Raw genomic sequence first — 21,740 nt, forward strand, 5'->3', positions numbered from 1 at the left:
CGACAAGCTCGACGTGTCGTGGCAGCACTTCTTCAAGACCGAAAATCGTCTCGAAGTGGAAGCCCGATGCCGGGCCGGCGGTATCCAGTGGCGCTGGCTCGACAACGACGAATTGCAGACCCGCACGCCGGGGCCGGCGATCATCACACACCCGATCACCGGGGAAAAATCCTTCTTCAACCAAGTGCAGTTGCATCACATCTACTGGCTGGAGCCGGACGTGCGCCAGGACCTGTTGTCGATGTACGGCCTGGAGCGCATGCCTAGGCACGTCTATTACGGCGACGGCACACCGATCGAAGACGAGGTGATGGCGCGTATCGGTGAGTTGTACGAAGCCTGCGCGGTGCGTTTCGACTGGAAGAAAGGCGATGTGATCCTGCTGGACAACATGCTGGTGGCCCACGCCCGCGACCCATTCGAAGGACCTCGCAAAATCGTCGTCGCCATGGGCGATATGTACGACCACGCCAGCCTGCAACGGCCAGCGACCGTTGGGCAATCTGCCCGGGGCGCATTCAATACCGAGGAAACCGGAGCATGAACGAGGTGATGATGGACACGCAGGAAGCGGGTTTCGCCCTGACGCCCGAGCAGCAGCAGGCGCTTGAACAATTGTCGGGCACGGTGACTTGTGGCGAGGCCCTGCGCTGGGTGAGCGTGATCATCGATGGCGACCTCGATCCGCAACGATTGCACGGCGCGTTCGACACACTGGCGGCGCAGCAGCCGATGTTGCTGGCACGGTTGGTCAAGGTCGCCGGCTTCCACGGCCTGCGTCAGGTGGCCCAGGCCGGGCGCTTCCCGTTGACGATAAACCCAAGCGAGCAACCTGCTGAAGAGGTCCAGGCGCAGATCAACGAAACCCTGGGCCAGGCGTTCGTAGTCGGCGAATCGGCCGGCGTCCAGGCGGTGCTTTATCGTCTGGCGCCACGGCAATGGCAACTGCTGCTGGGCATCGCCCGCTACAGTGCTGATGCGCCATCGATGGACCTGCTGCTTGGACAGGTACGCCAGGCTTACGCGGGCCAGGTATCGGAAGACGAAGCGCCGGGCGAGTTCGCCCAGTACCTGGAATGGCGCAGCGAAGTGGTGCTGGATGAAGATGCCGCCACCGCGAGAACCTATTGGCAGCAGCATCTGCAAGGCTTGCAGACGCAGATCGACACGCCGTGGCTGGCGGCACGCCGCGCCGGCAGCGGGACCGCCGATGCGCGTGTGTCATTGGCCTTGGAACCGGCCCGGCGCGATGCTTTGCAGCGCTTGGCCGATGAGCTTGGGCAATCGCTGTCGACCTTATTGCAGGGAGCGTGGTGGCTGCTGTTGGGCCGCCTGAGCGGTTCCGACCAGGCACTGGTGGGCATCCGTCACGACAGCCGCGGCGATTACGACTACTTCGCCAATGCCATTGGCGTGTTCGAGAAAACCCTGCCGCTTTGCGTACCGTTGTCCCCCAGTGCACCGTTTAGCGAGTGGCTGGGGGAGTTGGCCGCGCGGCTCGAAGCGCATCGTACCTGGCAGGAATACTGGACGCCGGAGCTGGCGCCGGACGCGGCGAATCCGGCCTACGGTTTCGCGGTCGCTCGGGCAAGTTTCGTCCACAGCGACGGCGGTCTGAAGTGGACAGGATCTTCGCTTGTGCAGACTGATCCGCTTGAGCTGCTGCTAACGGTCCAACTGGACGATACCCAGCAGCTTGCCGCGATCGACCTGCATTACGCCGACGCTCGTTACTCGCAAGCCGCCGCCAGCGCCGTGCTGGAACAATACGACGTGCTGCTGGCCGCTATCGCTGCGGATGCGCAAACGCCGCTGGCGCAGCTCGACCTGCTGGGCCGCAGCGAGGAACAGCGCTTGCGCGCGATCAACCCGCCGATGAAGGCGCTGGCCGATCACCGCTATCTGCCGCAACGTATTGCAGATCTGGCGCTGCGGACGCCGGACATTATCGCGCTGACCGACGCCCATCAATCCTTGAGCTACGGTCAGCTAAACGCACAGGTCGAGCGCGTGGCCCTCGGCCTCCAAGACCAAGGCCTGGGCGAGGGTTCGATTGTCGCCCTGGCCTTGCCACGCTCGGCGGAGCTGGTGATCGCCATGCTGGCGAGCTGGCGCATCGGCGCCGCGTATCTGCCGCTGGACACCCAATGGCCCCAGGCCCGTCAGGCATTGATGCTGGAACAGGCCAGCGCCGCAGTGGTGCTCACCGATGCGGCGTACCTGCCGGCGTGGCAGGACCAGCCATGCAAGGTCCTGGCATTGGCCGGGCTCAGCCCAGCGAACGCGACGTTGCCGGCGCTGGCGACCAAGGGCAACGACATCGCCTATGTGTTGTTCACGTCCGGCTCCACCGGTGTGCCCAAGGGCGTGGTGATCGAGCATCGGCAATTGCTCAACTACACCGCCCAGGCCAGCCAGGCGTTGGCGCTGGATCAGTGCAGACACGTGGCCTTCAGCTCCACCGTGGCGGCGGACCTGGGCAACACGGCGCTGTTTGGCGCGTTGTTCAATGGCGCGACCCTGCATGTCGCCAGCGATGAGCAGATGCAGGACGGCGCGTTGTTCGCCACGTTCATGCGCCAGCATCAAATCGATTGCCTGAAGATCGTGCCGTCGCACCTCGCGGCGTTGCTCGACAGCGAACAAGCGACATTGCCGCGCACCCTGGTGCTCGGCGGCGAGCCGATTGCCCCGACGTTGATCGAACGCATCGCCCGATTGCGCAGCGATTGCCGAGTGTTCAACCACTACGGGCCGACCGAGGCCACCGTCGGCGTCATGATTCATCCGTTGTCATTGAAGGGCGACGATGACTGCTCGGCGCTGACCCAGGTGCTGGGCAACAACCAAGTCTACGTACTGGACGCCGAGCGGCGGCTGGTGCCGGTGGGCGTGCTGGGCGAGGTGTACCTGGGCGGCGCGCAGTTGTGCCGGGGTTATCTGAATGCGGAGGCCGACGGGCAGACGTTCATCCAGAGCCCGTTCGATCCGGCGCAGCGCCTGTACCGCACGGGCGACCTGGCGCGTTATCGCCCGGACGGCGGGATTCAGCTGCAAGGGCGGCGCGATCAGCAGGTCAAGGTGCGCGGCTTCCGCATCGAGCTGGCGGAGATCGAGGCCGAGCTGCTGCGCGTGCCGCAGGTGGGCGAGGCGCTGGTGCTACCGGCCGAGCAGGGTTTGCTGGCCTTTATCGTGGCACCGCAAGGCTTGCCTTCGGATGTGCTGGACACTGCGCGGGCGCAACTGAACGCACGCTTGCCCAGCGTGATGGTGCCGCAGCATTGGCACCTGATCGAACGCTTCCCTCGGTTGGCCAACGGCAAGATCGATCGCCAGGCGTTGCAGCAGTTGGCAGTCGCGACGGGCGATGAAGAGGGCGCCGGACCCCGTGACGGACTCGAACAATTGCTCGCTGCGCGCATGGCGCAACTGCTCGGAATTGAACGATTGGGCATTGACCGCGACTTCTTCGCTGCCGGCTGGTCATTCGCTGCTGGTGATCAAGTTGGTGGCCGGCATTCGCAAGCTGCTGCAGTGCGACATCCATCCGGGGCTGGTCTTCGATCATCCGACCGTGGCTTCGTTGGCTGTGGCCTTGCGGTCGCAGGAGAGCAGCCCTGGGCAGTTGGAGAAAATCGCCCAGGCACGCCTGCGCATGGAGGCGATGAGCCCTGAGGAAAAGGCTCGCCTGACTGAGCAGGCTCGGCAACTGCAAGCCGCCAAGGCGGCGCAAGGTAGTTGACAGGGCAAGAACAAAAGGCCGGCGCCGACAAGCGCCGGCTTTTTTTATTTTTTTTCGCGAATGATAAATAAACTCATTCCGGTTTTTCCCAGGTGCTGCGTCTTACTAGGGTATGCGGGCAAATCGGCTCGGGCAGGGCAGCCCAGGCGCCGGTTGTGTCCAGGAAAAATTTCGCTGTCGTCCAGCCGGATGACCGTGCCCGGGGAGGGGCCGGTCAGCCGCTAAACCGTGCTGGCGAACGGCAGGCCATTCGGCCCCCATGGACTTTTCACTTCTACCAATAATAGAGAGCACGATGTCGGCAATTCATGAGTTGAAACCGCTGTTCAAGGCACTGGTCATGTCTCGCGGCCTGCGTTCGCGCCGGGTGTTGTCGGGCCTGGGTCTGGTCGGTGCATTGTCGTTGAGCGCCCAGGTGATGGCGGAGGACGTCAGCCTCAATATCCCTGCGCAGCCGCTGCCGCAGGCGCTGCAAGCGTTCGGCCAACAGACCAACCAGCAAGTGATCTACAACGCCGACGAATTGGCCGGCCTGAAAAGCAATCGCGTCAGCGGCAAGATGAGCCCGCAGGCAGCCATCACCGAGTTGCTCAAGGGCACCGGCGTGCGCCACAGCCTCGAGGGCAACACGCTGATGTTGGTAAAGGGTTCCGGCAGCGCGGGCCTGGAACTGGGCGCGACAACGATCAACGCCGAACAGTTGAATGCGACGACCGAAGGCAGCCACTCGTACACCAGCAATGCCGTGACGATCGGCAAGGGCACCCACACCCTCAAGGAAATTCCCCAGTCGATCACCGTGATGACGCGCAAGCAGATGGATGACCAGAACCTGGTCAACCTCAAGGACGCCGTCAACCAGACCACCGGCATCGTCGGCCTGCAGGGCGTCGGCCAAGGCATGATCCTGTCGTCGCGCGGTTTCCAGATCGACGACTGGCAGTACGACGGCGTGCCGATTCCGCGTAACACCTATTCGCTGGGCAACTGGGCGACCCAGGACCTGATTTTCTACGACCGCCTGGAAATCCTCCGTGGCGCCTCCGGCCTGCTGCAAGGCACCGGCAGCCCCGGCGGCGCCGTCAACCTGGTGCGCAAGCGTGGCCAGAGCGCACCGACCGTGACCCTGACCGGCAAGGCTGGTTCCTGGGATCACTACGGGCTGCAACTGGACGCTGGCGGCCCGCTGAACGACGCTGGCAATGTCCGTGGCCGCATCGTCCTCGACGAAGACCAGAGCAATTCCTTCGTTGACCATGCCTGGAGCAAGACCCATTCGCTGTACGGCGCGCTGGACGTTGACCTGAGCGAAGACACCACCCTGGGCTTGGCGGTCAGCCAATCCAATGGCGAGTCGCGCGGCAACATCCGTGGTTTGCCGCGCTACGCCGATGGCTCGATGCCGGACGTGTCGCGCTCCACCTACACCGGCGCGCGCTGGAACCGTTCTGAAATCGATGTCACCACCTACTATGCCGATCTGGAGCATCGCTTCAATGAGGACTGGGCCTTCAAGGTGGGGGGCGTGTACATGAGCGAGGATAACCAGGCGAAGAACCAGCGGACGCAAAATGCCCTCGTCGGTCTCAATCCTGATGGCACCGGTGTGCAATATGCCGACTTCGTGACTGATTTCCAGTCCACCAAGGTAGGTCTGGACATGAACCTGGTCGGCAAATTCGAAGCCCTGTCGATGGAGCAGGAAGTCATGCTCGGCGGTAACTTCTCCCAGCTGGAAACGGATGACAAATACGCCCGGACTTTCAACGCCAGCAGCGACACGATCTTCGATCTGGACAACAACCGCCCGGACGTCAGCTATGACAGTCTGATCGCCGCAGGCGGCCGGGGCACTCTCAGCAAATACGATATCCGGCAGAAAGGCGTCTATGGCACGTGGCGCGTCAAGCCAGTGGACGATCTGACGCTGATCCTGGGTTCCCGGGTCAGTTGGTATGACTTCAGCTACAAGTCGAAAACTGAAATGGCAGCCGGAATTACACGCAACACGCCAAGCTACTCAACCGAAACCGGTGTGGTCACGCCCTATGCCGGTATCGTCTATGACCTGAGCCGCGAATGGGCGGTTTACGCCAGCTATACGGACGTATTTCAACCCCAGACCAACCTGGATCCTAGCGGTTCGGTGCTCAAGCCCATCGTTGGTAAAAACTATGAGGTTGGCCTCAAGGGTGAGTTGATGGATGGTCGGGTCAACACTTCGTTGGCTGTCTTTCGCTACGATCATGAAAACCGTGCGGTCAGAATTCCAGGCTGTACTGATTTGAACTGCTCCAGTGCGTCTGGGACCGTGCGCAGCCAGGGCATCGAGGCTGAAATCAGCGGTGAAGTGGTAGACAACTTGCAGTTGTTCGCGGGCTACACCTACAACACCACCAAGTACCTGAAAGACACCGACAGTAACGAAGGCAAAGTCTTCAGCACCTGGACGCCAAAACACATGCTGCGGGTGTGGGGCAACTACCAGTTCACAGGCGACTGGAGTCGTGTCAGCACCGGCTTGGGCTTCACCACCCAAAGCCACACGCTGGTTTACGACTATGATCGTGAAATCCCGGGCTACACCGTATGGAACGCCCGTGTCGGCTACAAGCTGACGTCAGAGATCGATCTGGCGCTCAATGCCAACAACCTGTTCGACAAGACCTACATAACGCCGGCCTACAACCAGCTCAATGGCAACAACAACTTTGGCGATCCGCGTAACTTGATGTTCACGGTGAAGTACACGCCGCAGTTCTGATCTCCTCCAAAACAAAAAAACGACCCGCCTAGTGCGGGTCTTTTTTTATGAGATCAACCTGGCTGAACACGCAAACCCGTGGCGAGGGAGCTTGCTCCCGCTGGGTTGCGAAGCGACCCCAGAGTTTCTGAGCTGAGAAGCGGCGTCTGCTGCGCAGCCGAGCGGGAGCAAGCTCCCTCGCCACGGGGGAGGGTGTTCCTACAAAAAATGTGGCGAGCCGGAAATTTCTGACAAGTCGTGTCGGTTGGTGGTTCGGAAGCGGTGGGGATAGGCTTTGTCCGTCGCTGCAAAATCAGCGACCGGGTTTGGTCACCTGTTCGAAGTCAGGCGCACATGCGCAACTCAGCATCTCGGCGCTTTTGTCGGTATGCTTTGCGGCGGGCTGTGCGCGGGGCACTCTCGAGTGCGCCGGGTGCCTGACTTCCCGGTTGACCAACCTGCGTATAGCCCACCACCCTCGTTTGGTCACGAGGTGGGTGAGCTCACTATCAAGTCAGGAGTTTCAAGATGGTCAAGAACACCCCCAACCCCCCAAGAAAAGCCGAAGATCTCTCCGCCTACACCCGCCTCGACTCAGCAGAACGTCGCGAAGCGGCCGATCGAGCTCTAGACATCCATTTATCGCCCAACAAGCCAGCCAAGCCCGACACCCAGGACGGCCAGATCTTTACCGTGGCCAAGGGCCTCAACACCGAATCCATACTGACCACCCTCAGCGAAACCCTGGCTTCAGCCAATGCCATGGCCAACGACCTGGCCTTCGACCTGGAAGGGTCGCGGCGGCATGTGGCGTTGGGGCTTCAGCAATTGATCGAGCTGGGAACGCTACTGGCCAATCGAGCACTGGATGACATCGAGCCGCCCCAGCCTCCACGCTAGCCGCAGCACCGTAGCCCCCGTGGCGAGGGAGCTTGCTCCCGCTGGGTTGCGCTGTAGGATCTGCCGAGCGAAGCAAGGCTGCGATCTTTTCACTGCCAATGCATTCTGGAGCGAAAGATCAAAGATCAAAGATCAAAAGATCGCAGGCTTCGCCAGCTCCTACAGAGCCGAGCGGGAGCAAGCTCGCTCCCACAGAGGTCATCATCAGCCGCTCAGGCTCCAGTCATCCCACGCCGGGAACTTCGCCCGTTTGATCTTCTTCTACCTACAACAGGCGGCGCCAGCCGTCTTTTGCAAAGGAGTCGATCATGCAAGTTCAAGTCAACAGCAACCATATCGAAGGCAGTGCCCGTCTGCAGGAGTGGGTTGGCAGTACGGTGGTGGAGGCGCTGCAGCGTTTCGAAGACCAACTGGCCCGCATCGAAATCCACGTCAGCGACGAAAACGCCCAGAAGGGCGGCGCCGCCGACAAGCGCTGCCAGATCGAGGCGCGCATGCAAGGACTTTCGCCGATGTCGGTCAGCCACAAGGCCGAGAGCCTCGAACTGGCCGTGGAGGGCGCCGCCGAGAAGATGCTGCACGCGCTCGATCATCAGATCGGCAAGCTCAACCCCGCCGTCGAGTCGATGGGGCGTGTGACCGCACCCACCGATGAAGCGCCACCCGAAATGGTGGACGCGATGCTGGAGGAAGACTTCCTCGAAAACCAAGAGGCTCGTGGCAAAGAATAAGGAGGCGATCATGACCGCTCATCAACCCTTCAGCCGGCAAGTACTGGCCGAGCTCCTGGCGTTCGAGGAACAGCCGAGCCTTTCGCTGTACATGCCCACCCACCGCACATTCCCCGAGCGCAGCCAGGACCCGATCCGCTACAAGAACCTGGTGCGCGACCTGCAGACCCAACTGGAACAGCAACACCCGGACATGGACTGCGCGCCTTTGCTCGAGCCATTCCTGGCGCTGGTGGAGGACCAGGGTTTCTGGAATTCCAACCGCGACGGCATCGCAGTGTTTGGCGCCCGTGACTATTTCAAAGTCATCTCGGTGAGCCAGCGCGTGCCGCAATGCGCCTTCGCCAACAGCCATCCTTACCTCAAGCCGTTGTTGCGCCTGGTCCAGTCTACCGAGCGTTATCAAGCGCTGTGCCTGACCCGCAACGAGGTCTGGCTCTATGAAGGCTCCTCGGAACAGTTGGAAAAAATCGAACTGGCCGAACAGGTGCCGCGCAACCAGAACGAGGCGCTCGGTGACGAGCTGACGCCGGGTGACCAGCAGGGCTTTCCCAATGGTTTCAGCCGCAGCGGCGAACGCGGCGATGCGATGATGCATGAGGCCGCCGCAGCGGCGGTAAGCAGGACGAAATCAACCTGGACCGCGAACGGTTCTTCCGCGCCGCGGACAAAGCCATCCTGCAATACCATTCGCAACCGTCGGGCCTGCCGATGATTCTGGTGGCCCTGCCGGAGAACCAGGCGGTGTTCCGTGCCGTCAGTCACAACCCGAACGTACTGGCGCAGGGCATCGAGGGTGATCCTTCGCGATTGAGTGTGGAGGAGTTGCGTGTGCACTGCTCGAAACTCATGGCCCACAGCCACGCTGACCGCGTTGTCGACAGCTTGAATCGTTATGGCGTCGCGGTGGGGCAGGGGCGTTCGCTGGACAAACTGGCGGAGATCGCCAAGGCCGCCTGGGAAGGCCGCGTCGCGCTGTTGCTGGTGGAGGCGGAGCGCCAGGTTCCAGGCCAGCTCGACCTGGATAAAGGCCGGCTGCTGATTGACGAGACGGGCGACGAGCAGGCACCCGATGTGCTGGATGAGCTGATCCTCGCCGTGACTCGCCAAGGCGGGGAGGTCGTCGTGGTGCCGCCCGAGCATGTCATGCCGACCGACACGGGAGCGGCGGCGGTGTGCCGGTTCTGACCTGCCCCTGTGGGAGCGAGCCTGCTCGCGAAGGCGGACCGACCGTCGATAAAAATTATTGACTGACACACCGCTTTCGCGAGCGGGCTCGCTCCCACACTTTTATTTTGGTGCCAGCCGGTCGGGCGGCGTTTGCTTCCTATTAATAGTAACTATTACTATTCACATCCCGTCCCCACAGCGCGCCGCGATGATCCCCAAGCTGCCCCGCAGACCCGGCTTTTTCGAGCATTACGAAGAGTTGATCGGCACCTGGACCCGTCGCCTGCGCAATCGCCAGCAGGCCGAGGACCTGGCCCACGACACCTTCGTGCGGGTGCTCGAATCCGATTCGGCGCAAGTGGAGCAGCCACGGGCCTACCTGCACCAGACGGCGCGCAACATTGCGGTGGACGGCTATCGGCGTGAAGATCGACGGGGCGCCCTAGAGGAAGTGGCGTTCGACACCCCATCGCTTGCGAGCGACCCGGAGCACTACATGCACGCGATCCAACTGGCGGACTCCATCGAGCAAGCACTGGCTGAACTGCCGGCCAACTGCCGCACGGTGTTCGTCTGGCAGAAGATCGAGGGCCTGACCCAGGCGGAAATCGCCGAACGCCTGGGGCTGTCAAAAAACATGGTGGAAAAGTATATGATCCGCACCCTGCGCCATCTGCGGGATCGCCTGGACGGGCCAGGACAATGACCCGTCGTCTTCTTCCACCTGAGCCACAGGACCCTTCCATGATGGATAGCCGTGAATGCCCGTGCGGGCAGAGCAGGGTTCGCGACGAGGCGGCGCAATGGTTCGTGCGTTTGCAAAACCCGGTGATGGGCGTCGAGGAGCGTCAGCGTTTCGATGCCTGGTTGAGCGAACATCCCAACCATCGCGACGAGATTCAACTGCTCCAAGGCATCTGGAGCGCGACGGATCTGCTGCCCAAGGAGCGTCTGCAAGCGTTGTGCGAACGCCCCGCCGAACGTGCGAAGCGCCGACCACTGCTGCGTTTTGCCGTGGCCGCGGGGTTGCTCGCGGTGACGGTCGGGTTGGGGCTGTTCAGTGGCCTGGACGCTGCGGGCGATTACAGCGGCGAATTTGCCACCGCGCTCGGTGAGCGTCGGCATGTCGCCTTGCCGGATGGTTCGGCGATCGACCTCAACAGCCGTAGCCACGTGCGTGTCCAGTTCGCCCATCACCAACGCCGGGTGGAACTGGTCGAGGGCGAGGCGCTGTTCAGCGTTGAGCATGACACGGGACGTCCGTTCACCGTGGACGCGGGCAACGGCCAGGTGACGGTTACCGGTACGCGCTTCGATGTGCGCCGTGATGCCGACGGTTCCCGGGTGGCGGTGGAGCAGGGCAGCGTCCGGGTCCAGGGTCGCGACATGCCCGTCAACCTCACGGCTGGCCTCGGCACCCGGATCGATGCCCGGGGCAAGGTCGCGGCGCCGTACGCGATCAATGCCGGTGAAGTCACCGCATGGCGCAACGGCAAACTGGTGTTCAACAATGCGCCGTTAAGTGAAGTGGCCGAGGAAGTGTCCCGTTATCGCGCCAAGCCCCTGCGGGTTGCCAGTGCATCGGTGGGCAACCTGCGCCTGACCAGCGTGTTTCGTTCGGACAATCCCGAGGCGCTGCTCAAGGCCTTGCCAAACATCCTGCCGGTGGCCGTGCGCACGCTGGATGACGGCAGCCAGGAAATAATTTCGAAATAGATTCAGGTTTTTTTCGAGTTCTTCGTCTTCTTGTCCAACTGCAACTGGTTTGCATTAACAGACGCGTATTCTTGCGATTCGACAGGACAAGGTTCGACGTGAAAACTTTCGCCAAAAACAACAAACGCCTTCCCGTACGCTGGCTGCCGCTGGCCCTGAGCCTGGCTGTCAGCGCCGGGTTGCCCCAGGCCTTTGCCGACCAGGTCGCCACAGCCATCCATATCCAGGCGCAACCCTTGGGCCAGGCGCTGAGCCAGCTGGGCCAGCAGACCTCGTTGCAAGTATTTTTCAGCCCGGAGCTGGTGGCCGGCAAGCAAGCCCCGGCGGTGGAAGGCACCTTGTCCCCGGAGGCGGCGCTCAGCCAACTGTTACAGGGCAGCGGCCTGCAATACCAGATCGATGAAGGCTCGGTGACCATTCTGCCGGCCGCCCACGGCGGGTCCTTTGGAACTGGGCACCACCGACATCCAGGTGGTTGGCGACTGGCTCGGCGATGCCAATGCCGAAGTGGTGCAGAACCACGCCGTGCGCGCGGACGGTGATCCGTCGCGAGGCGATGGTCGAGCAGGGCGCGATGAACGTTGGCGATGTGCTGCGTCGCGTGCCCGGTGTGCAAGTGCAGGACGCCAACGGCACCGGTGGCAGTGATATTTCCCTGAACGTCGGCGTGCGCGGCCTCACCTCGCGCCTGTCGCCACGCTCCACGGTGTTGATCGACGGCGTACCAGCGGCGTTCGCGCCGTACGGCCAACCGCAACTGTCCATGGCGCCGATTTCATCCGGCAACCTGGACAGCATCGACGTGGTGCGCGGCGCCGGGTCGGTGCGCTATGGGCCGCAGAACGTCGGAGGGGTGATCAATTTCGTCACCCGCGCCATTCCTGAAAAAGCCACCGGGGAAATCGGCAGCACCCTGGAAACATCCCAGCGCGGCGGCTGGAAGCACATCGACACGGCGTTTCTCGGCGGCACCGCTGACAACGGCCTGGGCGTGGCGCTGTTGTATTCCGGCGTCAACGGCAACGGTTTTCGCAAAAGCAATAACGGCAACGACATCGACGACGTCATTCTCAAGACCCATTGGGCGCCGACCGATGTCGATGACTTCTCGTTGAATTTCCATTACTACGACGCCAAGGCCGACATGCCTGGCGGCTTGACCCAGGCCCAGTACGACGCCGACCCGTACCAGTCCGACCGCGACTGGGACAACTTCAGCGGCCGGCGCAAGGACGTGTCCTTCAAGTGGATTCGCGAGATCAGCGATCGCACCCAGGCCGAGGTGCTGACCTACTACTCCGACAGCTACCGCGGCAGCACCATCGCTAACCGGGACCAGCGCAACCTGGTGTCCTACCCGCGCACGTATTACACCTTCGGCATCGAGCCTCGGGTTTCCCATGTGTTTGATTTCGGGCCCACCACCCAGGAAGCCAGTGTCGGTTATCGCTACCTCAAGGAAGGCATGCACGAAGAGGCCAGCCGCCTGGCGCTGCGCAACAACGAACCGGTGGTACTCCCGGGTTCCGATGGCCACGTCTACCAGGACCGCACCGGTGGCACCGAAGCCCACGCGGTCTACATCGATGACAAGATCGACGTCGGCAAATGGACCATCACCCCAGGCATCCGCTTCGAAAGCATCAGCACCGAATGGCACGACCGCCCGGTGCTCGACACCGCCGGCAATCCCGTGCAGGAAAAACGCCGCAGCATCGACAGCAACGAACCGCTGCCGGCCTTGAGCGTGATGTATCACCTGTCCGATGCCTGGAAGCTGTTCGCCAACTACGAAACTTCGTTTGGCAGCCTGCAGTATTTCCAATTGGGCCAGGGCGGTGAAGGTAACAACACCGCCAATGGCCTGAGCCCGGAAAAGGCCAAGACCTACGAAATCGGCACGCGCTACAACGATGACGTATGGGGCGGCGAAGTGACGCTGTTCTACATCGATTTCGACGACGAGTTGCAGTACATCAGCAACGACGTCGGCTGGACCAACATGGGCGCCACCAAGCACCAGGGCCTGGAGGCGTCGGTGCACTACGACATGGCCGCGCTCGACCCGCGCCTAGAGGGCCTGACCGCCAGTGCTGGTTTTACCTACACCCGCGCGACTTATGAAGGGGATATCCCAAGCTTCAAGGGCCGCGACCTGCCGTTCTACTCTCGCCAGGTGGCCACCGTTGGCCTGCGCTACGACGTCAATCGCTGGACCTACAACCTCGACGGCTTCGCCCAGTCCAAGCAGCGTTCACCGGGCAACAGTGTCAATCCTGACGGCAGCTTCAGCGACAACTACATCACCGACGGTAACGCCGATGGTCGGTATGGCGACATGCCTGGCTACATGCTCTGGAACGTAAGGGCCGGTTACGACTTCGGCGAGCAATTGTCGAACCTGAAAGTCGGCGCCGGGGTCAAGAACCTGTTCGATCACCAGTACTACACCCGTTCCAGCGACAACAACTCGGGCATCTACGTCGGCGCGCCGCGTACGTTCTTCGTGCAGGCGAGCGTGGGGTTTTGATCCAGCTCCAAGGTTGAGGCGTACCCCTGTGGCGAGGGAGCTTGCTCCCGCTGGGCCGCGAAGCGGCCCTAAAACCTGCTGGACGCGGAGCTTCAGGCACACCGCATACATCGGTTTACGACTGCTTCGCAGCCGAGCGGGAGCAAGCTCCCTCGCCACGGGGAAATCTGCAAGACCTCAGACCTTCAACACCTTCCCACTGGCCGCCACCGCCACCAACGACAGTGCAATCAACCCGAACGCAATACCCAGGCTACTGCCATGGGCAACAAACCCGATCAATGCCGGCCCCGCGAGGATGCCGGCATAGCCGATGGTGGTGATGGCCGGCACGGCGATGGCTTCGGGCATCAATGTCTGTTTGCCGACGGCGGTGTACAGCACGGGCACGATGTTCGAACACCCGGCGCCGACCAATGCATAACCCAGCAGCGCCGCTTGCCACATCGGTGCGACGGTGGCGATCAGGAAACCCGCCGCCGCGATCGACCCGCCGTAGATGATCACGCGCTTGGCGCCCAGGCGATGCACCACCGAATCGCCGGTCAGCCGGCCGACGGTCATGGTCAGCGCAAACGCGGCATAACCCAACCCGGCATAGGCGGTATCCACCGCGCGCTCGCTAGCCAGGAATACGGCGCTCCAGTCCAGTACCGCGCCTTCGGCCAGGAATACGATGAAGCACAGGATGCCGATAAACAGCACCACGCCGTGGGGAATGGCAAACGCCGGACCTGAACTTTCACTGCCGTAGGGCAGCAGGTGCGGCGCCGCCTTGAACAGCGCCACCAACAGCACGGCATTGACCGCCAGCGTCGCCGCCAGCGGCGAAAGCCCGAGGCCGAGCAGCGCACTAACGCCGGCCGCGCCAATGATCCCGCCGAGGCTGAACATGCCGTGGAAACCCGACATCATGGTCTTGCCGCTGGCGCGCTCGACGATGACCGCTTGCAGGTTCACGGTGGAGTCCACGGTGCCGAGCCCGGCGCCGAACAAAAACAACGCCGCCACCAGCCATGGCAGGGAACTCATCGTTGCCAACAACGGCAATGCCAGGCAGACCAAAAGCGTGCCGCCACTGAGCACCCGACGGCAGCCGAACCGTGCCGCCAGCGCGCCGGAAATCGGCATCGCCAGGATCGACCCGACCCCAAGGCACAGCAACAGCAACCCCAGGGTGCCTTCGTCCAGGTTCGCCCGCACCTTGGCGTAAGGCACCAGCGGCGCCCAGGCGGCGATGCCGATCCCGGCGATGAGGTAGGCGATGCGGGTGGACATCTGTTCCAGGCGGCCTGGAGCAAAGGTAGGTGGAGGGGTAATCGCGGTCATGAAACATCCTTGGCTTTCGTGCGGTACGGTGTTGCGAGCAGGCGCCTATGCTTGCATATCCACTGACCTCACTGCGACCTCAAGGTGCCGACGCGAATGCCAGGGTGTCCGGCAAGCTTTGCCCTCGTAGTCTTCGCCGGCATACAGTAACGGCCCTTGTTGATCGATCCGGGTTTGTCCATGGCACAGTTCTACGATGCACGCGGCAATATCTATGGCGTCGTTTCGCCACGGCAAGTCCGTGCCTTGGGGATCGACCTGCCATCGTCTGCTGCCCAGGCTGCGCAAACCCGAGAAACCTGGAGCGCTGCCGCCGTGCAGGCTTTTTGTGCATGGGCGCCGGGCGAAGCGCCGCCGGATGCCAAGGCTCATCGCAGTGACGGCCTGCTGATCGGCCCGTTTCAGGACGCACCGCCGTTTGACGTGTTGATCGTCAATACCGACGGGACGCTTGCCGAGCGTAGCGGCAATGGCTTGACGATTTTTTCCATGGCCTTGCAGGAGCGAGGTTTGCTGGTGGGCGACGGTGAATGTCTGCTGCAGGTTCATCACGACAAAACTGAAGGCGTCTCACCGGTGCAGACCTCGGTTCGCGCTGCTGAATTCGAAGGTGTCCAGGGTTTTTGGTTGGACCTGGGCGCGCCGCTGTTCGGACCACGGGCCGTGGCTGCCCATGGTGTCGAAAACGTGATGTTCGGCCCGTGCGAAGTGAGCCGTGTTCCAGCGCTTCATGCGTTGAACACGGCGTGGGGCTACAGCCAGTTCGTGCGCATCGGCAATCCTCACTGTGTGAGTTTGCTCGATGATGCGGCGGCGTTGCCCAGCCTTGCGCAGATGCGCGCGCGGGCCCTGTCGCGGGTCCTGGCCGACATTGCCTATGCGGCGCCGGGCGGGGTGGGAGTTCCTTGTCTGGCAGGGATCAATCTGCAATGGGCGCGGCTCGAAGCCGAAGGACAAATCGCCGCCCGGGTGTTCGAGCGGGGCGAAGGTCCTACCGCGTCGTCGGGCACCAGCGCCAGCGCGGTGGCCAGTGCCGCGTGGCGGGTGGGTTGGGTGAAAGCGGGGGTGGTCAGGGTCGTAATGCCGGGCGGGACTGCGCCGATTCTGCTGGAAGAAGAGGCGGGGGAGCTGGTGCGGGTGAGGTTGTTTGGTGCGGCGCGGCCAATGACCCCATCGCGAGCAAGCTCGCTCCCACAGTAGATATTCGGCGGGCGCAAAATCAGTGCACGACTGAGGTCCCCTGTGGGAGCGAGCTTGCTCGCGATAGCGCCCGGTCGGTCACATCGCTGTCAACGGACAGACCGCTATCGTCGGATCGCCGCCCGGAGCAAGCTCGCTCCTGCAGGTATTGGTGATTTCAGTCCAGCTGCGGCCCGAACTCCACCACCGGCATCTGCCGCTTCATCAATACTTCACCGTTGCGAATCGAGTAGAGCGGCAGGCCCTGGCTGCGGATCACTTCGTAGTCGCTGTCGGCCGAGAGGACCAGCAGGTTCGCCGGACGGCCAGGCTCCAGCCCGTAGCGCTCGCCCAGGTTCATGGCCTTGGCGCTGTTGTCGGTGACCAGGTCCAGGGCACTTTGCAGGTTGCGGTAGCCGAGCATGTGGCAGATGTGCAATCCGGCTTCGAGCACCCGCAGGATGTTGCCGTTGCCCAGGGGGTACCACGGATCGACGATGGAATCCTGGCCGAAGCACACGTTCATCCCGGCTTCGAGCAGTTCATTGACCCGCGTGACGCCGCGGCGCTTGGGAAAACTGTCGAAGCGTCCCTGCAGGTGAATGCTTTCGGTCGGGCACGATACGAAGCTGATGCCCGAATGCCCGAGCAGGCGGAACAGCTTGGCGCAGTAGGCGTTGTCGTAGGAGCCCATGGCGGTGGTGTGGCTGGCGGTGACGCGGGCGCCCATGTCGCGGCTGCGGGCTTCTTCGGCGAGCACTTCGAGAAAGCGCGAGTGCGGGTCGTCGGTTTCGTCGCAATGCACGTCCACCAGGCAACCGGTGCGTTCGGCCAGGTCCATGAGGAATTTCACCGAGCTGACGCCCTGGTCGCGGGTGTACTCGAAATGTGGAATGCCGCCCACCACGTCGGCGCCCATGCGGATCGCTTCTTCCATCAGCTCGCGGCCGTTGCGGTAGGACTCGATGCCTTCCTGGGGAAACGCGACGATCTGCATGTCCACCAGATGACGGCTCTCCTCGCGTACTTCGAGCATTGCCTTGAGGGCGGTGAGTGTGGGATCGGTCACGTCGACGTGGGTGCGCACATGTTGGATGCCATGGGCAGCGAGGGCCTGGAGGGTTTTCCGGGCGCGGGTCTTGGTGTCTTCGTGGGTGATGGTGGCCTTGCGTTCGCCCCAGCACTCGATACCCTCGAACAACGTGCCACTCATGTTCCAGCGCGGTTCGCCAGCGGTCAGCGTGGCGTCCAGGTGAATGTGCGGCTCGACGAAGGGCGGCACGACCAGGTTGCCGCTCGGCGTCGATGTCTTCGGCCCCCAGGCTGGGGGCCTCGGTCTGCCGGGCGATACTGGCGATCAGGCCGTTTTCCAGGTGCAGTTCATGCAAGCCTTCACGATTGCGCAGGCGGGCGTTGATGATGTGCATCGGGCGAGTCCTTTAGAGGTCTTGTAGGGGCGCGTCAGCAGTGCGAGTGCCGGTTACGCCGATCAATAGCACATACGTTAGCGCGCCGGCGGCGATTCCTACCAGTGGTGCGATCCATGGCGAGTTGAAAGCGGCCACGGTGCCGACGCCATAGGCGCACAGCCCGGGCCAGTTGAACGCTGGCAGCTGCGTCTCTGCCAGGCGCGGGTAACGACCGCGCCAGCGGAAGAAGAAATCGGCCATGATCACCCCGCCAATCGGCGGGATGACCGTGCCGAGCAGAATCAGATAAGGCACCAGCATGTCGTACATGCCCAGCAGCGCCAGCAGCGTGCCGATCACCGCGCCGGCCAGGGTGACCGCCTTGCGTCGACGGGTGCGCAGCAGGTTGCAGCCGGCCACGGCGAAGTTGTAGATGGTGTTGTCCTGGGTGCTCCAGATGTTCAGCAGCAGCATCGCCATCGCGGCCATGGCGAAGCCCTGCAACAGCAGCACTTCGACCACGTCAGGCTGTTGATAGACGATGGCCCCGTAGGCGCCGATCAGCACCATCAGGCCGTTGCCGAGGAAAAAGCCGATCAGGCTCGCCAGCACCGCGACCTTCGCCGAACGGGAGAATCGAGTCCAATTGGTCGCCTGGGTGGCGCCGCTGACAAACGTGCCGAAAACCAGGGTGATCGCCGTCGACCAGTCCAGGTTGCCCGTGGGCACGACTGCCAGCAGCCCGTCGAGGCCGCCGATCTTCTGCGTCGCGACCCACATCGAGAGCATCAGCAGCAACAACATGGCCGGTACGGCGACGTACGAAAGAATCTCCAGTCCGCGATAGCCGATATACGCCGTGGCGCAGAACCCCAGCCCGAACAGCACCATCAGCCCGAGCACCGTCCCCTGGCCCAATTCGAAATATTTGCCCAGCACCACCGCCGCGGTGGCCGTGCCCCAGGCGTACCAGCCGATCTGGGTAAAACCGAGGATCAAGTCGCTGAGCTTGCTGCCCACCTCACCAAAACAGAAGCGGCCCATCAGCACCGAATTGAGCCCGCTCTTGAAGGCGATATAACCCAGGCCCGCGGCATAAAGGCCCAGCAGCAGATTGCCGATGACGATGACCGTGAGCATCTCGGCAAAACCGAACGCCACGCCCAGCTTGCCGCCGGCAAACATGGTCGCGGTGAAAAACGTGAAGCCCAGCAGCACCATGGCCGTGGAGGCCAAACCCTTGCGAGCGCTCATCGGGACTTCGCTCAAGGGATAGTCATTGCCCGGATCGTTCTGAGTCATTGTGGCGGTCCTTGCGTAGGAGAAGGAAAGTCGCAAGCGTGCAGCGGCCGTGCCAAGCGGGTGAGGGCTGGTTATTTATAGTCAATTTGTGGGTTGGGTGTGCTGCGAGGAGCGAAAGCGGTGCGGCGGTGATTCAAGTTGGAACACAGCGCTCACTGCTTATCCGGTTTTTTGTGGGAGCGAGCCTGCTCGCGAAGGTGTGTCAGTCAATGTATCTGGACCTGACACACCGCCTTCGCGAGCAAGCCCGCTCCCACAGGGGAATGCGCCGTGCTTGTATCGAGGGAAGTCACGCCAGGAACCGCATAACTGCCGCGACAATCACTTCCGGCGCGTCTTCCTGGACCAGGTGCCCAGCGTTCGGAACGGGCTGAAACAGCGCCCCCGGAATCATCCCGTGCAACGTCCGACCGCGCTCGATGGGGATCCACTGGTCATCTTCGCCCCACAATATCTGGATCGGGCAGCGTACGCTCGGGTACAGCCCTTCGACCTCGCAGGTGTAGCACTCGTCCATCTGCGCAATCTGCCGATAGAACGCCGCCTGGCCCGGCTCGCCAAGCCACGGTTGCACGTAGGGCGCCAATTCTTCATCGGGAATGTCCCGCTTGATCGCGCCGCGGATATAAGTCGGCACGATGGCCTGCTGAATGTAATCGGGGAGGCCGCTGAACGCCGCTTCGTGCCGGCGCACGTGCTGGACAAAAGGTGAACCCCACGGGGAAAGGGCCACCGGGTCGATCAGGGTGAGGCTGCGGTAGTCCTTGCCATTGAGCAGGTGCGTACGCAGCGCGGTGGCTCCGCCGAAGTCGTGGGCCACCACGTCGGGGCGTTCCAGCTTCCAGTGTTCCAGCAGTTGGGCAAGCAGTTGGTTCTGTACGCCCAGGGACACGTCGGCATCCGGTTGCGTGGACTGGCCATAACCCAGCAGGTCGAAGTAGTGCACTCGGTGCGTAGTGAAGAACAGCGGCGCGATCCGATGCCATACATAGGAAGAAAACGGCGTGCCATGGACGAATACCAGCGGCGGGCCTTCGCCGTGGATGGCGTAGCGGACAGAATGCCCGTTGAAGTCGTAGACCTGATCCAGCGGCCCGTTGGTCATGCTTGATACTCCACTGAAAATGGCTCAGGGGATCAAGCATAGGTCAATGGGATTCAGCAGGGACAACCTTGTGGCGAGGGAGCTTGCTCCCGCTGGGCTTGTAGGAGCTGCCGAGCGAAGCGAGGCTGCGATCTTTTTTCCCAGAATTTGAACTCAATTGAAAGATCAAAAGATCGTCCGAACGCGGCCCGAGCCTTCGCCAGCTCCTACAGAGCCCAGCGGGAGCAAGCTCCCTCGCCACAGAAGTTTCCTTGTCACAGAAGGCTCGCCAGGGAGCTGCGCCGGTTTTTATTCGCCGTGATAGATGCAGCCGCTGGTGCAGGTCTCGTGGATGCGAATGGCGCTGAGTTCCGGCAGTAGCGGCTTCAACTCATTCCAGATCCACTTGGCCAGGACTTCGCTGGTCGGGTTTTCCAGGCCAGGGATGTCGTTGAGGTAGTTGTGGTCAAGGCGCTCGTAGAGCGGCTTGAAGATCGCCTTGATTTCCGAGAAGTCGCGAATCCAGCCCGTATGCGGGTCGATGTCGCCACTGAGGTGGATCGCCACCTTGAACGAGTGGCCATGCAGCCGGCCGCACTTGTGGCCTTCGGGCACGTGGGGCAGACGGTGGGCGGATTCGAAGGTGAATTCTTTGAAGATTTCCACAGGTTCAGGCTCTTTAAGGTAGCGGTCGCGAGGCAGGCGGCGGAGTTTATCAGGTTGATCCGTGTGATGCGCGAGCATGCTGACTAAAGGGTCAGCAAACGCTCGCCCAATCCACCGTTGGCCGTCAGTTCCAGGAATTCGTCGCCGAGCCGGCGGCTTTCGTCCATCGCGGTGCGCCAGTATTTGCGGCGGCTCGGGTCGTCGCCCATGAAGCGCTTGAAGTCGTTGCGGTCCGGTAGTTTGCCGTACGGCAGGCGGGCCAGGTATTCGCGCGATGGGGCAAGCAACAGCACGTCCTGGAGGCGCTCGGCGTTGCCCTTGCGCCATGGCAGGCCCTTGTCGAACCAGCCGGGAATGACCCGGTCGGTGAAATGCGGATAGAGGACGATATCTTCGCCGCTGTAGGGCAGGTCGAGGTGGTAGTCCAGTAGGCCGCCGTCGCGGTAGGTGCCCGCGCCGGCACCGGGGAGGTCGCGCACGCCTTCCATCACCATCGGGATCGAGCCGGACGCCAGCAGTGCCTGGCGCAGGTTGCCGGCCACCAGGGGCACGAAGCGCGACGGGAAGTCTGTCAGCGGGTGCAGCGGTGGGGCCAGGCGTGGGTCGTGCACGATCAGTCGTTCGAAATGCCGCGACAGGCGTGCGCGGCCCCGCAGGTTGTCGGCAATCACCGACGACAAACCCAGGCCCAGCCGGCCTCGGTGGTCTTGTGACAGCAGGCCGTGGCTCTTGACTACCATGATGTTGAGCCGGTAATGCGGGTTGTCGAGGATCGTCAGGTCGCGGCCTTCCAGCAAGTCATCGAGCATGCGCTGGGAGCTTTGGCTGACGCCTGCCATGGTCACGCCTTTGGCGAAACTCTGTTCGTTATACAACGTGCCCAGGCGCTGGATGCCCTCGGCTGCGTTCGGCAGGCAGGCGCTGGCAAAGCGCCAGGAGCCAACCGAAGCGCCGATCAGCGAACGCTCCCGGGGCGCGGCGGGGAGCCATTCACCGAACAGTGCCAGGTCCAGCCCCTGGATACCCAATGCCTTCGGACCACCGGCGGCGCCGGGCAGGGTGCCGACGTCGGCGGCACTGAGGCCCGCCTGGCGGATACGCTGAAAGGCACGGGGGCCGGCCTTGAGGGCAAGGGCGGGGAACTTGATATGGATGGCGGTCATACCGGTCTCGAATGCTGGCAAGCGGTGAATTATAACGACACAAGACCCTGTGGGAGCGAGCAAGCTCCCAGATTGA

13 protein-coding genes and 4 pseudogenes (1 of these 17 running past the window's edge) are annotated in these 21,740 nt (G+C 62.5%); 11 read left to right on the plus strand and 6 right to left on the minus strand.

What is annotated here, in order from left to right; translation table 11 throughout:
• The 10 genes and pseudogenes from AB4N42_RS12570 to AB4N42_RS12615 all read left to right on the plus strand — a co-directional run.
• Positions 1 to 544: pseudogene (locus AB4N42_RS12570) on the plus strand (non-ribosomal peptide synthase/polyketide synthase); it begins 13,028 nt to the left of the window's first position.
• Positions 541 to 3,742, plus strand: a pseudogene (locus AB4N42_RS12575) (non-ribosomal peptide synthetase). Before AB4N42_RS12570 ends, AB4N42_RS12575 begins: the two co-directional pseudogenes overlap by 4 nt.
• Before the next feature lie 295 nt (positions 3,743 to 4,037).
• Positions 4,038 to 6,506: a TonB-dependent siderophore receptor gene (locus AB4N42_RS12580; RefSeq protein ID WP_460116263.1), complete on the plus strand. Its 2,469-nt coding sequence runs from the start codon at positions 4,038 to 4,040 to the stop codon at positions 6,504 to 6,506.
• Positions 6,507 to 7,013: 507 nt separating this feature from the next.
• Complete coding sequence (locus AB4N42_RS12585) at positions 7,014 to 7,385, plus strand: DUF6124 family protein (protein ID WP_030142063.1); 372 nt, start codon at positions 7,014 to 7,016, stop codon at positions 7,383 to 7,385.
• Positions 7,386 to 7,693: 308 nt separating this feature from the next.
• On the plus strand, positions 7,694 to 8,116 hold the full coding sequence (locus tag AB4N42_RS12590; RefSeq protein ID WP_198795915.1) for an HPF/RaiA family ribosome-associated protein: 423 nt from the start codon (positions 7,694 to 7,696) through the stop codon (positions 8,114 to 8,116).
• Between the two features lie 10 nt (positions 8,117 to 8,126).
• Complete coding sequence (locus tag AB4N42_RS12595; protein ID WP_460116264.1) at positions 8,127 to 8,831, plus strand: baeRF6 domain-containing protein; 705 nt, start codon at positions 8,127 to 8,129, stop codon at positions 8,829 to 8,831.
• Positions 8,753 to 9,304, plus strand: a complete 552-nt coding sequence (locus tag AB4N42_RS12600) for a baeRF3 domain-containing protein (protein WP_460116386.1) — start codon at positions 8,753 to 8,755, stop codon at positions 9,302 to 9,304. The genes AB4N42_RS12595 and AB4N42_RS12600 overlap by 79 nt, the downstream gene beginning before the upstream one ends.
• A gap of 190 nt (positions 9,305 to 9,494) precedes the next feature.
• The gene (locus AB4N42_RS12605; protein ID WP_198795917.1) at positions 9,495 to 9,992 is read left to right on the plus strand and encodes a sigma-70 family RNA polymerase sigma factor; all 498 of its coding nucleotides are present in this window, start codon (positions 9,495 to 9,497) and stop codon (positions 9,990 to 9,992) included.
• 38 nt (positions 9,993 to 10,030) lie between these two features.
• Complete coding sequence (locus AB4N42_RS12610; RefSeq protein ID WP_030142059.1) at positions 10,031 to 11,002, plus strand: FecR family protein; 972 nt, start codon at positions 10,031 to 10,033, stop codon at positions 11,000 to 11,002.
• Positions 11,003 to 11,100: 98 nt separating this feature from the next.
• Positions 11,101 to 13,532 (plus strand): annotated as a pseudogene (locus AB4N42_RS12615) (TonB-dependent siderophore receptor).
• 177 nt (positions 13,533 to 13,709) lie between these two features.
• Here the strand turns inward: AB4N42_RS12615 and AB4N42_RS12620 are convergent.
• The gene (locus AB4N42_RS12620; RefSeq protein ID WP_030142057.1) at positions 13,710 to 14,861 is read right to left on the minus strand and encodes an MFS transporter; all 1,152 of its coding nucleotides are present in this window, start codon (positions 14,859 to 14,861) and stop codon (positions 13,710 to 13,712) included.
• A 180-nt stretch (positions 14,862 to 15,041) separates the two neighbouring features.
• On the opposite strand from AB4N42_RS12620, the gene AB4N42_RS12625 reads away from it, so the two are divergent.
• On the plus strand, positions 15,042 to 16,061 hold the full coding sequence (locus AB4N42_RS12625; protein ID WP_460116265.1) for a diaminopimelate epimerase: 1,020 nt from the start codon (positions 15,042 to 15,044) through the stop codon (positions 16,059 to 16,061).
• 157 nt (positions 16,062 to 16,218) lie between these two features.
• Here AB4N42_RS12625 and codA read toward each other — a convergent pair.
• The 5 genes and pseudogenes from codA to AB4N42_RS12650 form a co-directional block, all read right to left on the minus strand.
• Positions 16,219 to 17,467: pseudogene (codA, locus tag AB4N42_RS12630) on the minus strand (cytosine deaminase).
• A 12-nt stretch (positions 17,468 to 17,479) separates the two neighbouring features.
• Complete coding sequence (gene codB / locus AB4N42_RS12635; RefSeq protein ID WP_030142054.1) at positions 17,480 to 18,751, minus strand: cytosine permease; 1,272 nt, start codon at positions 18,749 to 18,751, stop codon at positions 17,480 to 17,482.
• Between the two features lie 289 nt (positions 18,752 to 19,040).
• Positions 19,041 to 19,856 (minus strand): alpha/beta fold hydrolase, encoded by an 816-nt coding sequence (locus AB4N42_RS12640; protein ID WP_460116266.1) that lies wholly within the window; start codon positions 19,854 to 19,856, stop codon positions 19,041 to 19,043.
• 288 nt (positions 19,857 to 20,144) lie between these two features.
• On the minus strand, positions 20,145 to 20,501 hold the full coding sequence (queD, locus tag AB4N42_RS12645; RefSeq protein ID WP_025212792.1) for a 6-carboxytetrahydropterin synthase QueD: 357 nt from the start codon (positions 20,499 to 20,501) through the stop codon (positions 20,145 to 20,147).
• Between the two features lie 83 nt (positions 20,502 to 20,584).
• Entirely contained in the window at positions 20,585 to 21,664 is a 1,080-nt protein-coding gene (locus AB4N42_RS12650; protein WP_431144899.1) for a patatin-like phospholipase family protein, read from the minus strand.
• Positions 21,665 to 21,740: the final 76 nt, after the last annotated feature.

The organism is Pseudomonas sp. H2_D02 (assembly GCF_054677635.1).

Coding starts and splice junctions, on each gene's coding strand:
- AB4N42_RS12590 (WP_198795915.1), top strand. CDS start 7,694: ATGCAAGTTCAAGTCAACAGCAACCATATCGAAGGCAGTGCCCGTCTG.
- AB4N42_RS12580 (WP_460116263.1), top strand. CDS start 4,038: ATGTCGGCAATTCATGAGTTGAAACCGCTGTTCAAGGCACTGGTCATG.
- AB4N42_RS12640 (WP_460116266.1), bottom strand. CDS start 19,856: ATGACCAACGGGCCGCTGGATCAGGTCTACGACTTCAACGGGCATTCT.
- AB4N42_RS12650 (WP_431144899.1), bottom strand. CDS start 21,664: ATGACCGCCATCCATATCAAGTTCCCCGCCCTTGCCCTCAAGGCCGGC.
- AB4N42_RS12625 (WP_460116265.1), top strand. CDS start 15,042: ATGGCACAGTTCTACGATGCACGCGGCAATATCTATGGCGTCGTTTCG.
- AB4N42_RS12605 (WP_198795917.1), top strand. CDS start 9,495: ATGATCCCCAAGCTGCCCCGCAGACCCGGCTTTTTCGAGCATTACGAA.
- AB4N42_RS12595 (WP_460116264.1), top strand. CDS start 8,127: ATGACCGCTCATCAACCCTTCAGCCGGCAAGTACTGGCCGAGCTCCTG.
- AB4N42_RS12620 (WP_030142057.1), bottom strand. CDS start 14,861: ATGACCGCGATTACCCCTCCACCTACCTTTGCTCCAGGCCGCCTGGAA.
- codB (WP_030142054.1), bottom strand. CDS start 18,751: ATGACTCAGAACGATCCGGGCAATGACTATCCCTTGAGCGAAGTCCCG.
- AB4N42_RS12585 (WP_030142063.1), top strand. CDS start 7,014: ATGGTCAAGAACACCCCCAACCCCCCAAGAAAAGCCGAAGATCTCTCC.
- AB4N42_RS12610 (WP_030142059.1), top strand. CDS start 10,031: ATGATGGATAGCCGTGAATGCCCGTGCGGGCAGAGCAGGGTTCGCGAC.